Below are 12,332 nucleotides of genomic sequence, written 5' to 3'. Positions count from 1 at the left end.
CAAAAGGTGAGCATGATCTAAGGTAAGCGATTGACCTCATAAGCAACACGTATTCCAGATTCAATCGCGCCTTGCATCCACGCATGAGTGAGTGAGGCGTGTTCTCCGGCGAAATGAATTCTGCCCTCAGGGACAGGAATATAGGGATACAGCTCTAATTCTTGTCCTGGTTCGAAAGCTGTAAAACCTCCCGCAGAATACGGGTATAGGCTCCAGCTAAAAGAAGTGCCAGACACAAATTCAGACCATACAATATCGCCATAGATTTCAGATAAATTCAGTAAAGTATACTGGATTCGCTCTCCTTCTGAAAGACTGTCCCATATCAGTGCCTCATCGGCCCATGTATAGCTGGCCAGAATGACAGCATGTCCATTTGCTCCAATATTTCTGCTTGGATAATACGAAAAACGAATCGGTAGATCAGTAATAGATTTGCCGCCGCGCTGCCCGGCTTTTTCCCAAAATCGGCTTTTAAACTCTATGCCGATTTTTGTTGCACTGATATAGTTTAGCTCACGGATGGCCCTTCGTTTATAGTAAGAGAAAGAATGGTATGGTTCAACTTTTACAAATCGCAACGTTGAAAAAGGAATGGTTACAATAGCGAGATCAGCTGTGAATGATGTGAATTCTGCCGTTTGTTGATGCTGACAATGGATCGTAACACTATTTTCACCCTGAGACATTTTCATCATTTTTTGATGGTATAGAATGTTTGTTTTTAATTGAGGAAGAAACGCGTGAGGCAGCAGATCCATGCCGCCAGTTATCTCATAGAAGTGAGCGGGCGATGAAAAAAAGATAGATTCCCGCAATACTTCAACAAGGGACATCCCCATATACGCTTCCATATCCAAAAGTACACCGATCATATCGATCGCGCCATAGGAAAAATACCTGTTCAAATAAGAACTTAACGACTCATTTTTGTATTGTTCTTCGACAATCCGCCAATTTCTCGCTGGATTTTGATTGATAAAATTTAGAATAGGCTGCAGTAAAGAAAGCATCAGCTCTTCAGACGTTTTCCCTTGTTCATTTGGTGCAACTGGGTATCTCAATATTCCAGGAGCTCGTTCAAAAACTTGGAGACGTGTTTTGATTCCATTTGCATAAATGATGTCCATAGGGGTTCTGTTGAGAAATACATTTGTTGGCAATTTGAATTTTTTGATATATTCTAAGGTTAACGAATGGTTATTCGGTATGCGCATCGGGCCAACGTTAAAATACAAATCATCACTAAAGGGAGATCTCAAAGTGCAGACACGGCCGCCCGCTCTGCCGCTCGCTTCGAGAATCGTTACTCTGTGACCGGCATTTTTCAGCAATGATGCTGATACAAGCCCGGACAATCCAGCTCCTATAACAAGAATGCGCTTTGGATGCTGCGATGCGCTAAGGCCATTTCGAATGATCTTTACCATGTCATCATTCATTAGAGAATTCACTTTTTGAAGGCACCTCTTTTTAGAATTTATTGCATTATATTCACTGAAAAGAGCGCCTATCACGATCTGTTCATATCTTTTGGAATTTGAAAGGGTTATTGTTAAAAGGAAATAAAGGGGTGATGTATGTGACTAACTTTGTTCATAAGACGGTAAATGGCTTGAAAAGTCTTTTAGATGAAAAAGGAGCCATTCAATTGTTTTGTTCTGAAGGGGATATCATGGAGTTCCTTGTTACATTTTCACAGGACAAAGCAACCCTTAACGACATTCAAAGCTTTGAAGCTAAACATCAGATTACCCTTCCAGAGGATTATCAGAAGTTCATGACACTGCATAACGGTGCGAAAATTTTTGAGATTCTTTCTGATGGGGAGAATATAGGTGGAGGACTTCAGCTATTTAGCCTTGAAGAGGAGTTAAAATATGAGGATTTGTTTGTAGATATCAATGGTATTCCAATTGGCTACTTATTGGAAGAATGCCATTTAATGATCGATAAAGATAAAGTGAACCAAGGTGATCCCAACTATCTCTATATATTTGAAAGTGGTTTAGAATATAATCCATTAAATGTAAACTTTGAAATATTTTTAGACCGGTATATATTGGCCAATGGGGAACCTTTTTGGGATTGGCGCTACTATACCGCAGAAAATTATTATAGAACAAGATAGTGTGATGTATAAGACAGTCATTTTGGCTGTCTTTTTCTGTTATTCAAATAGATTACTGTGGTAAAATTTACATAGAGTAGTCTAGGAAGGAGAAATGATATGAAGGTATTTGAGGCTGATTCATTACTCTTTGAGGCCGATAAAAGAACCAAAGAGTATAAGGAACTAAGGTCGCAAATGGTGAAGCTAAGAAAAGCTTTTCAAAACGTAGCTACCCTAGATGACAGTGAGTTTTCAGGCAAGGGTGCTGACAACATTAAAGCATTTTATCATGATCATGTCGGTGTTACTGATCAATGGATTGATTTAATTGACATGAAGATTGCTTTCTTAAGCAGCATGTCTGCAAAACTTGAAGATGCTAAGATGTCTGATGCTTACATAGAAGAATCCTTTTTAGAACACGAGTTGGCTAACGCCTATACAAAATCAAAATCCATTATGTCTGAACAGAAAAAAGCAATGAAAGACATATTAAACGACATCAATGATATTCTTCCCCTTGAAATATTTTCAACAGAAGACTTCAAAGACAAACTTTCTTCTGCAGATGACAAACGTGAAAAAACAATCGATAAGCTAAACAAGCTTGATGAGGATTTAAAAACAGAATACGTCGAAACAGAGCCTAACGAACAGTTCATCCAGCAAGATTTTAAAAAGCTGCAGGAATCAACAGGCAAAGGGAAGAACGCCACTCCGATTCACTATAACGCCAAAGCGTATAGAGAAAGTGACATACATAAGAAAAAAGGCGATATTGAGAAGCATTCTGAATCTTATTTAAGCGTGAAGAAAGAAGAAGCTAAAGAACGTGAAATAAAGGAATTGAAAAAGAAGCTTAATGACGGTGTATCTGACCCAGATGAATATTTAGAGATTGCTAAGAAAGTAGGCTACGAGAATCTCGAGCCAGCTCAAGTACAGCTTGCAGTGCAAATTGAACAAGCGAAGCAGCTAGAAGAGGCAGGAGAAGTCACCTGGGATATTGTAAAAGGTGTAGGAGTAGGCTTATATGATGTAGGAAAAGACACTGTAACTGGCATATGGGATTTCATCACCGATCCGGGAGAAACACTCTCAGCACTGGGGAATGCAGTTATTCATCCAGTGAAAACCTATGACGCTATTTCAGCAGCAATAGAAGAGTCATATCAAAAAGATATGGTGAATGGGGATGCCTATTCTAGATCAAGGTGGGTAACCTACGCTGTTGGTTCAGTGGCTGTAGCTGTTTTTGGAACAAAAGGTGCAGGAGCCATTAACAAGGCAGATGCAGCGGGCAAAGTAATAAACAAAGCAAGTCAGGCAGGAAAGAAAATTAAGGACGTCAAAATTCCAGATTTGCTGCCTTATAATCCTAAGTACGACTTTGCTCTAGCCGATAATGTGCCATACAATGTGGTTGATAGCCAAAGCCTTAAGAATGAACTTTTGACTAATGCGAAGAAAATACCGGATGGAACAAGAAAACCGTTTACTGGCCAAAAGATAAGCCCCCCTTGGCTAAATAAAGAAAAGTATGAAGCATATGAAATAGAGGGGAAGGTAAAGGCGAAGGGGAAAGTTAAAGATGTAAGCCGTAGAGTGTATACTATGAAAGATATTGATATTAATCAAAAAACAGAATTCGGTGTTATAAATCTTCAGCTTATGAAAAACGGGAATGCCCCTTATGCAAAAGACGGTACACAGATTAATTTACATCACTTGATTCAAGAAGAACCTGGCCCAATGCTTGAAATCCCGAACAGCTTACATACAAAATATAGTGATGTCATTCATCAGCTTAAGTCTGATGGTGAAAGTTTTAGAAATGATAAGGTTTTAAAAGCACAATACGAGAGCTTTAGAAAGAGATATTGGAAGTGGAGAGCGAAACAATTTGAAAATGAGAATTGAGGTGTCTATATGATTTATTCGAAGGTTGAGAACTTTATTAATGAAAATAAACAAAATGCTATATTTACAGAAGGCGCAAGTCATGAAAACATTGGTCGCATTGAAGAAAACCTCCAATGCGATCTCCCCAACAGTTATAAATGGTTTTTAGAAAAATACGGTGCTGGTGGTTTATTCGGTGTTTTAGTTTTAGGCTACAACTTTGATCATGCATCAGTTGTAAATAGAACTAATGAATATAAAGAACACTATGGCCTTACTGATGGACTTGTGGTTATTGAAGATGTTGATTACTTTGCTTACTGCCTAGATACGAATAAAATGAAAGACGGAGAATGCCCAGTAGTTGAATGGGATAGGGTAATTGGTTATCAAGATACTGTTGCAGAAAGCTTTATTGAATTTTTTTATAATAAGATTCAGGAAGCGAGAGATGATTGGGAAGAGGAGGAAGACTGGGACGATTAAGTAAAAATATTGCAATTGCTCAATAGATACACTTGAGTTGCACATCCTCAATCCAAATAAAATAATGGTTTTATCCATAAAGCAATTGTATTCAAATAACATTTCTATATGGTTATAATTAGGATGAGGATTATGCTTTTTAAGGTATAAAAAATACATAAAATAAAAAGACTAGGGTGCTATCAACACCCCGTCTCTGTACAAAAGCTACCCAGTAAAGGGCTTGCTCGATGTGATTTCTTGGTAGACCTATCCCTTCAGGTTCTTAGGCTCAAGGGAGGTCTATTTTTTATTTATATATGTCAACAGGGCAATTATAAATGACCCGAATACAAGCATTAGCATTATTGCCTGGATGTTGACATAGCCTCACCCTCTTTCATAGGGGATGAGCAAGACTCCCTCGAGTGAGCAAACTTAATGTACAGGAAATACTATACTAAATTCCCTTGACGTTATAAATTCAAACAATATATTGACAACAGCATTTAATAGAATTTCTATTAACATCATTTACATTTGAAATGACAGACACATATGGTAGTTTGCGACTCGCAAAATTCAAGGCGTAGTCCTAATTCAGCTATTGAGTAGGATTGTTAAAAAGTGTTGATTTGTTGTTTTCAAAATGAAAAGTGAGGATTGTATATGAAGATTGTTAGCCAAGAAATTCAAGATTTGTCCATTAAATCCTTGGAATCAACTTTTAGTAAACTTTCAAATGCTTATAAAAGCACGACAGAAAAAGGTTCAAACACATCTCTTGTCAAAAAGAGACTGAACGCTGTAAAAATTGGTTTAGAAAGCCTAAAAGGTACTTGGAATGGTGAAGATTTTTGCTATGAGCAAGAAATCATATTGACTCATAAAGAAGTTCTACAAGATATCATTCCATCTATTGAAAAACAAATAGCAAAAGCAAAAGAAGGCAGTTCTCAAAAAACATTAAATGAGCGTCGCTTAACTGCACTAAAGCTGGCAATCGAATCTTTAGAGAGCCGTCTTATATAAGACAGTTAACTGTTCCAGAATTGGGCGCGTTACATAAACAAGATTGAAGGAAACCCTATTTACTATGGTTTCCTTTTATTTTTGCGTAATTATCAACATTAAAATTTATCAGAGCCTTATTAAATCATTTGAATGATTGTCGATATTTAACATGTGTAAAAATGGAAAAGGTGCTACAATTATAAAAAGCTCTGAAAGGATCGTGCTTATCGATGGTAAATGTAAACTCAAGTGATCTTATTTATGATCCGAAATTCTTAGCATTTTGCAGCTTGGCTACAGAAGGATACGGGGGAAATAACTCAGCTCCCAGTAAATCCATTGGTTTTAGTGAATTCTGTGAAAAACTTGAGAAAAATGAAGTAGTTAAACCCGAGAACAAAAAAAGCTCACTTGACCTAAATAATTCTTTAGATTATTGGAAATCAAGATTTAATCCAGCCGGTAATCTTTCGGCGTTAGATTCTCAGGTATTAGATATTATCAAAAAAGCTTACAACTTAGGCATGGTTAACAAAGATAATATGCTGTTGCGAAACGAAGCAGTTAATGCTTACAAAAATTCAATTTGAATTTGAAATAGAGCCCAGCTTAGTAAAAGTGCTGGGCATTTTATTTATTAGAGTTATTTGCTTTCAGATACTCTCGATGTTCTTTGTTCAACTTTTCAATATCATCTTTAAATATATAGATCTTATATTTTTCCTTTGCTTCTCTTGACAGATTATGTTCTAAATATTCACGGAGCTTTGCTTCACTTTTGGTTTGATCCATGCCAATTGTAATTGCCGGATCTGTTATTCCAATTTGAAAACTAAATAAACCAAATTCATCCCAAGCACTTTCTAAAACTTCTTCAGGTGCTTTTTTGTTTGATTCGATTAAAGTAATACCCGATATAATCAAAACAGGAACTAAAATCAAAAATCCAATTAACCTCTTCTTCATTCACCATCTCACTCTCCCTTGTCGATAAGAATCTCTCCTTTATTAATACTACGTATATCATTATTGACCTTTATATTTTATATCTAACATACATCGAACCTTTGTTCTGATTTGCGTTAAAACGGGAACGATCGTTCTATTAGTATTAGATCAATAAAGGAGTGAGTCGATATGTTTAGGGATCGAGGAACAATCAATGGATATCAATGATGCTCCAGAACATTTAATACAGCTTAAACAAGATTTGATTGATGGATCAAAAATTGAGATGATCAACAAATTGAAGAGATGGGCGTTTTCGTTTCTGAAGCACTTGAATTTTTTTGAAATTCAAACTTTTAAACTATGGATTTGTTTGAAAATGCCGCCGGTAGAGTTCATTACATTAATTTTGAACAACACAAGCTTCACGTTAAAGATCAACATAACAACACAGTATATATCAACATGAATAACATCATAGGAGTTACATACAATGATTGATTACTCACAATTTCCACGTAAGAATATACTTTGTGTTTTATGCTTCTGTATCGGCTGTTGCAGTGGGGCTTATTCCTTTAACATAGTATCTTGCTGTTGGAGAAAATACGGAGAGACAGGGAAGTGTAGTGTTAGCTGCGTCTCCTGCATTTAAAAAAGATTTTGGAATCAAAAACAGGCTCGAGACTTTTTGAGATGCCTGAAGGTCAAGAGTGCCATTTACAGTTCACAAAAAACCATTGTCCACTGTAATATCATAAGCTGATTTCTTTTCTTTGGCCAGATTAAAGTAAGCTAATTCGTTTCCTTGCAGGCCTTCAATAACAAATACATTATTATGGTCAAGGTTGAGATCTAAAAGCATGTTTTTGCGTTCACTGAGGGGCTTATTAGTGATTGGAATGCCCATCAAATTACATCAAAGACACAGTAAACTACCTTATGGACTGATTTTTTGGACATGAAACGTTGCATTACAGCTTCAAAGTCAAGAGCACCACCTGGGTCAGCTACAATGATTTCACAATCTCTAATGCATATCTCCTTTGTACGAAATGGACCGAATGGTAATTGATTACAGATATTGCTCCATCAGATTTAGAAACAAGAATTGTGATCCTGCGAAAAAAGGATCAGGATATGGCAGGACAAAACCATTTATTATGTGATTTTTAGGTATTTGTAATTAAATTACAAATACTTTTAATATTCACTCGTGAATTCGTGTTATTATACTGAAGGGAACGATCAAAAGCTTTGGCGTTAGTAATTAAGAATGTTTTAAATATATACGAGTGCTACCTCAAAGTCGGAAAAAATATTATAGGAGGTAACATATGTTTAAGTTTAAAAAGAATTTCTTAGTTGGATTATCGGCAGCTTTAATGAGTATTAGCTTGTTTTCGGCAACCGCCTCTGCAGCTAGCACAGACTACTGGCAAAATTGGACTGATGGGGGCGGTATAGTAAACGCTGTCAATGGGTCTGGCGGGAATTACAGTGTTAATTGGTCTAATACCGGAAATTTCGTTGTTGGTAAAGGTTGGACTACAGGTTCGCCATTTAGGACGATAAACTATAATGCCGGAGTTTGGGCACCGAATGGAAATGGATATTTAACTTTATATGGTTGGACGAGATCACCTCTCATAGAATATTATGTAGTGGATTCATGGGGTACTTATAGACCTACTGGAACGTATAAAGGTACTGTAAAAAGTGATGGGGGTACATATGACATATATACAACTACACGTTATAACGCACCTTCCATTGATGGCGATCGCACTACTTTTACGCAGTACTGGAGTGTTCGCCAAACGAAGAGACCAACCGGAAGCAACGCTACAATCACTTTCAGCAATCATGTTAACGCATGGAAGAGCCATGGAATGAATCTGGGCAGTAATTGGGCTTACCAAGTCATGGCGACAGAAGGATATCAAAGTAGTGGAAGTTCTAACGTAACAGTGTGGTAACAGATCATCTTTAATCAGGGGTAGCTAACGGGCTGCTGATCGTTCCTTGAGAAGTTTTATAATCAATGATTATTAAAATCGTTAGTAATGGTTAAAGGTTGTTTTCTACTAGGTGAACGGCCTTGGAATTGCTGGAGGTAGGGTATTCTCCATCTGTTTTATAACTTTCCCTATAGGTTAATAGAATGGTATTTAAATGAGAATGCTATCAATCTTTTGTAGTCAGCGCTTGCTCACAACAGATACCTTTACATAACCCTTATTCAAAATAAAAATATCTGGTAGTTAACCAGATCCTCATAACTTTATACTAGTTAAAGGTGGGACTGTTAAGAACAAAAAGTCTAATTTATATATAGGGACCTACGAATAAAGCAGGTTAGTTCCAAAAAGAACCCAACTTTAGGATTTCCTAAGAGGATTATGCTGTAATCGAATCAGCTCGAACCAAGTTTTTTAATGCGACTAGCTATGGAAATTAAGAAAGAACCTGGGGAAATTGCCCAGGTTCTTTTTATATTGCACAAAAACAGACACGGTGATATAATCACACTACGTGCGCTTTCTAGTTAAAAAGTTATAGATATCCATCTTATAATTTTATTATATCCTGCTAGGAAGCTCTTGTCAATATTTTTTTTGAAGGGGAGATGTAGAATGAGTTCTTTGGTTCTCGGTTTACATGAAATTGAAAAAACACAGCTTTCGCTCGTTGGAGGAAAAGGGTTACATTTAGGGGAATTATCAAAAATTCAAGGTATACAAGTACCAGAAGGATTTTGTGTCACAACAGTAGGATATCAAAAAGCCATCGAACAAAACGAAACGTTACAAGTATTGTTGGATCAATTGACCATGCTAAAAGTTGAGGACCGAGATCAAATTGGTAAAATCAGCAGGAAGATTCGGCAAATCATTATGGAAGTAGACATTCCTTCCGATGTTGTGAAAGCAGTGGCTCACTATCTCTTCCAGTTTGGCGAGGAACATGCCTATGCCGTGCGTTCTAGTGCGACTGCTGAAGATTTACCACATGCTTCTTTTGCCGGTCAACAAGACACCTATTTAAATATCATCGGCGTCGATGCAATCTTGCAGCATATCAGTAAATGCTGGGCGTCCCTATTTACGGATCGCGCGGTTATTTACCGTATGCAAAATGGATTTGGCCACAGCCAAGTCTATTTATCCGTTATCGTTCAAAGGATGGTTTTCCCTCAGGCTTCGGGAATTTTATTTACCGCTGATCCGATTACCTCCAACCGAAAGGTGTTATCCATCGATGCCGGTTTTGGACTTGGTGAAGCACTGGTTTCTGGCTTGGTATCTGCCGATTGTTATAAAGTACAGGATAGGCAAATCATCGATAAGAGAATAGCAACTAAAAAATTGGCTATCTACGGACGAAAAGAAGGCGGAACAGAAACACAGCAGATCGATTCTGATCAGCAAAAGGCTCAAACACTGACTGATGAACAAATTTTACAGCTGGCACGCATTGGAAGACAGATCGAAACTCATTTCGGCCAGCCGCAAGATATCGAATGGTGTTTGGCCCGCGATACTTTTTATATTGTACAGAGTCGTCCAATCACAACTTTATTCCCCATCCCTGAAGCGAGTGACCAAGAAAATCACGTCTATATTTCTGTTGGTCATCAACAAATGATGACGGATCCCATAAAACCACTGGGATTGTCTTTTTTTCTGTTGACGACTGCTGCACCCATGCGTAAAGCCGGTGGAAGGCTATTTGTTGATGTCACACATCATCTGGCATCTCCTGACAGCAGAGAAGTTTTCTTAAAAGGCATGGGGCAGCACGATCAGCTCTTAAAAGACGCACTTATGACCATAATAAAGCGACGAGATTTCATAAAGTCGATACCAAATGATAAAACAGCACCAAATCCAAGCAAAGGCAATGCAGATATGCCGGCTCAAGTTGAAAACGATCCGACAATCGTGTCAGATTTGATAAAGAGCAGTCAAACATCGATAGAAGAGTTAAAACAAAACATCCAAACGAAATCAGGATCAGATTTATTTCGTTTTATTCAGGAAGATATCCAGGAATTAAAGAAGATTTTATTTAACCCAAAAAGTTCGGTTGTGATTCGCACTGCTATGAATGCCTCATTATGGATTAACGAAAAAATGAACGAGTGGTTAGGTGAAAAAAACGCAGCAGATACGCTTTCTCAATCTGTACCCCATAATATTACTTCAGAAATGGGTCTTGCGCTATTAGACGTCGCAGATGTGATTCGTCCTTATCCAGAGGTAATTGATTACTTACAACATGTAAAAGATGATAACTTTTTGGATGAACTGGCTAAGTTTGATGGCGGAAGCAAAACCCGAGACGCGATCTATGATTATCTCAGCAAATACGGAATGCGATGTACCGGAGAAATTGATATTACAAGAACTCGATGGAGCGAAAAACCAACTACACTTATCCCAATGATTCTTAATAATATCAATAACAGTGGGCCTAATGCCAGCCATCGGAAATTTGAGCAAGGGCGACAGGAAGCTTTGAAGAAAGAACAAGAGTTATTAGATCGATTGAAGCAATTACCGGATGGTGAACAAAAAGCCAAAGAAACAAAACGAATGATAGATATCATCCGGAATTTCAGCGGGTTTAGGGAATATCCAAAATACGGCATGGTTAATCGATACTTCGTTTATAAGCAGGCTTTACTGAAAGAAGCCGAACGACTCGTAGAAGCGGGTGTTATTCAAGAAAAAGAAGATATATACTATCTCACTTTTGAAGAACTTCACGAAGTCGTACGCACACATAAACTGGATTATCAAATCATCAGCACACGAAAAGACGAGTACACATTATATGAAAAACTATCTCCACCACGTGTTATCACGTCTGATGGTGAAATCGTTACAGGTGAGTATAAACGAGAAAATCTCCCAGCCGGAGCGATTGTAGGTTTACCTGTTTCCTCCGGAGTTATAGAGGGGCGAGCGCGTGTCATTTTAAACATGGAAGATGCTGATTTAGAAGATGGAGATATATTAGTTACCTCCTTTACCGATCCAAGCTGGACACCATTGTTTGTATCCATAAAAGGCCTAGTCACCGAAGTTGGGGGACTGATGACCCATGGAGCTGTTATAGCCCGTGAATATGGCTTACCTGCAGTTGTTGGCGTTGAAAATGCTGCCAAGCTGATAAAAGATGGGCAACGAATTCGCGTTCATGGTACAGAAGGCTACATTGAAATCTTATAATGTCTGATGTGTGTAGAGAGCCATCAGATATTCCGCCATCAGCCCTAACTAGAAGCTGGGAGGCTGCATTTGTACCGAATGATTAAGTTCCCGTTGAACTAACGAAGATCGATAGCACATTAAGAAAAGCTGGAACCTCTTGGAGGAGGTCTGGCTTTTCTATATAAAATTGGCGTAGTGTGCAAAAGCCGCATTTTGCGGGCGGCGCTTCTTTAAAGTGAATTTTTTATTACCAGCATTTAAAACCAAACTTTAGATTTTGTTCGTGTCAAAGAGAACTGGAGAATATTGATATTGTATTTGATAGGGGACCACATAGAAAAAAATACCTTGTTTAAAACAAGAGAAAAAGGAGCTAAAAAGCTCCTTTATAAATTTAAACAACTTTTGTATAAATAGCCGTGTAAAACCCGATTGAGTAATCAAAATAATGACGTGTAAGCGTATAAGTATAACCGTTGTATTCTATTGTTGGCTGGAAGTCCATTGGCAGAGGACTAATGCGGTATATAGTGTCATAATCATACTCATCACTTTTTACTGCAACCTCAGACGAAGTGCCAGCAGCCAATGCGGGAACTGCGGATATGAGCATGCCAAAGGATAAAGCAGAACTCAATAAGATTTTCCTCATGTTCAATTATACCAACTCC

The 12,332-nt window shown here is 37.8% G+C and carries 10 protein-coding genes and 4 pseudogenes; 9 read left to right on the top strand and 5 right to left on the bottom strand.

Annotated features, from left to right (window positions below):
* Window positions 1–17: 17 nt before the first annotated feature.
* On the bottom strand, window positions 18–1,454 hold the full coding sequence (locus AC0OMA_RS10475; RefSeq protein WP_181219353.1) for a flavin monoamine oxidase family protein: 1,437 nt from the start codon (window positions 1,452–1,454) through the stop codon (window positions 18–20).
* Between the two features lie 128 nt (window positions 1,455–1,582).
* Here AC0OMA_RS10475 and AC0OMA_RS10470 point away from each other — a divergent pair, with 128 nt between their 5' ends.
* From AC0OMA_RS10470 to yobK, 3 genes are all read left to right on the top strand, one after another.
* Window positions 1,583–2,131: an SMI1/KNR4 family protein gene (locus AC0OMA_RS10470; RefSeq protein WP_181219351.1), complete on the top strand. Its 549-nt coding sequence runs from the start codon at window positions 1,583–1,585 to the stop codon at window positions 2,129–2,131.
* Window positions 2,132–2,230: 99 nt separating this feature from the next.
* Window positions 2,231–4,033 (top strand): LXG family T7SS effector ribonuclease toxin YobL, encoded by a 1,803-nt coding sequence (yobL, locus tag AC0OMA_RS10465; RefSeq protein ID WP_181219349.1) that lies wholly within the window; start codon window positions 2,231–2,233, stop codon window positions 4,031–4,033.
* Window positions 4,034–4,042: 9 nt separating this feature from the next.
* Complete coding sequence (gene yobK, locus AC0OMA_RS10460) at window positions 4,043–4,501, top strand: type VII secretion system immunity protein YobK (protein ID WP_015383841.1); 459 nt, start codon at window positions 4,043–4,045, stop codon at window positions 4,499–4,501.
* Between the two features lie 271 nt (window positions 4,502–4,772).
* Here yobK and AC0OMA_RS10455 read toward each other — a convergent pair.
* A pseudogene (locus AC0OMA_RS10455) lies at window positions 4,773–4,846 on the bottom strand (putative holin-like toxin).
* Between the two features lie 303 nt (window positions 4,847–5,149).
* Between AC0OMA_RS10455 and AC0OMA_RS10450 the strand changes: the two are divergent.
* Together AC0OMA_RS10450 and AC0OMA_RS10445 are read left to right on the top strand one after the other, a co-directional pair.
* Window positions 5,150–5,512 carry a hypothetical protein gene (locus AC0OMA_RS10450; RefSeq protein ID WP_181219347.1) on the top strand — a complete coding sequence of 121 codons (363 nt, stop codon included), beginning with the start codon at window positions 5,150–5,152 and terminating at the stop codon, window positions 5,510–5,512.
* A gap of 212 nt (window positions 5,513–5,724) precedes the next feature.
* Window positions 5,725–6,084: a hypothetical protein gene (locus tag AC0OMA_RS10445; RefSeq protein WP_047182720.1), complete on the top strand. Its 360-nt coding sequence runs from the start codon at window positions 5,725–5,727 to the stop codon at window positions 6,082–6,084.
* 40 nt (window positions 6,085–6,124) lie between these two features.
* Here AC0OMA_RS10445 and AC0OMA_RS10440 read toward each other — a convergent pair whose 3' ends face one another.
* The gene (locus tag AC0OMA_RS10440) at window positions 6,125–6,460 is read right to left on the bottom strand and encodes a YolC/YozM family protein (RefSeq protein WP_015383839.1); all 336 of its coding nucleotides are present in this window, start codon (window positions 6,458–6,460) and stop codon (window positions 6,125–6,127) included.
* Between the two features lie 171 nt (window positions 6,461–6,631).
* Here AC0OMA_RS10440 and AC0OMA_RS10435 point away from each other — a divergent pair.
* Window positions 6,632–6,943, top strand: a pseudogene (locus tag AC0OMA_RS10435) (YolD-like family protein).
* Window positions 6,936–7,165: pseudogene (locus tag AC0OMA_RS10430) on the top strand (UV damage repair protein UvrX); the annotation flags it as partial. The pseudogenes AC0OMA_RS10435 and AC0OMA_RS10430, both read left to right, overlap by 8 nt.
* 46 nt (window positions 7,166–7,211) lie before the next feature.
* Here AC0OMA_RS10430 and AC0OMA_RS10425 read toward each other — a convergent pair.
* Window positions 7,212–7,477: pseudogene (locus AC0OMA_RS10425) on the bottom strand (ATP-dependent DNA ligase); the annotation flags it as partial.
* A gap of 302 nt (window positions 7,478–7,779) precedes the next feature.
* Here AC0OMA_RS10425 and xynA point away from each other — a divergent pair.
* Together xynA and ppsA are read left to right on the top strand one after the other, a co-directional pair.
* Window positions 7,780–8,421 (top strand): endo-1,4-beta-xylanase XynA, encoded by a 642-nt coding sequence (xynA, locus tag AC0OMA_RS10420; RefSeq protein ID WP_015251938.1) that lies wholly within the window; start codon window positions 7,780–7,782, stop codon window positions 8,419–8,421.
* Between the two features lie 657 nt (window positions 8,422–9,078).
* Window positions 9,079–11,679 (top strand): phosphoenolpyruvate synthase, encoded by a 2,601-nt coding sequence (ppsA, locus tag AC0OMA_RS10415; protein ID WP_474222106.1) that lies wholly within the window; start codon window positions 9,079–9,081, stop codon window positions 11,677–11,679.
* 376 nt (window positions 11,680–12,055) lie between these two features.
* Here ppsA and AC0OMA_RS10410 read toward each other — a convergent pair whose 3' ends face one another.
* Window positions 12,056–12,319: a hypothetical protein gene (locus AC0OMA_RS10410; RefSeq protein WP_015483321.1), complete on the bottom strand. Its 264-nt coding sequence runs from the start codon at window positions 12,317–12,319 to the stop codon at window positions 12,056–12,058.
* Window positions 12,320–12,332 lie beyond the last annotated feature (13 nt).

Source organism: Bacillus sp. AMCV2 (assembly GCF_056033925.1).
The sequence above is the reverse complement of the archived record's forward strand: the minus strand, read 5'-3'. Positions and strand labels throughout refer to the sequence as shown.

What these genes read in the sequence shown, in the direction of transcription:
- ppsA (WP_474222106.1), top strand. Translation starts at nt 9,079, where the DNA reads ATGAGTTCTTTGGTTCTCGGTTTACATGAAATTGAAAAAACACAGCTT.
- AC0OMA_RS10450 (WP_181219347.1), top strand. Translation starts at nt 5,150, where the DNA reads ATGAAGATTGTTAGCCAAGAAATTCAAGATTTGTCCATTAAATCCTTG.
- AC0OMA_RS10445 (WP_047182720.1), top strand. Translation starts at nt 5,725, where the DNA reads ATGGTAAATGTAAACTCAAGTGATCTTATTTATGATCCGAAATTCTTA.
- xynA (WP_015251938.1), top strand. Translation starts at nt 7,780, where the DNA reads ATGTTTAAGTTTAAAAAGAATTTCTTAGTTGGATTATCGGCAGCTTTA.
- AC0OMA_RS10440 (WP_015383839.1), bottom strand. Translation starts at nt 6,460, where the DNA reads ATGAAGAAGAGGTTAATTGGATTTTTGATTTTAGTTCCTGTTTTGATT.
- yobL (WP_181219349.1), top strand. Translation starts at nt 2,231, where the DNA reads ATGAAGGTATTTGAGGCTGATTCATTACTCTTTGAGGCCGATAAAAGA.
- yobK (WP_015383841.1), top strand. Translation starts at nt 4,043, where the DNA reads ATGATTTATTCGAAGGTTGAGAACTTTATTAATGAAAATAAACAAAAT.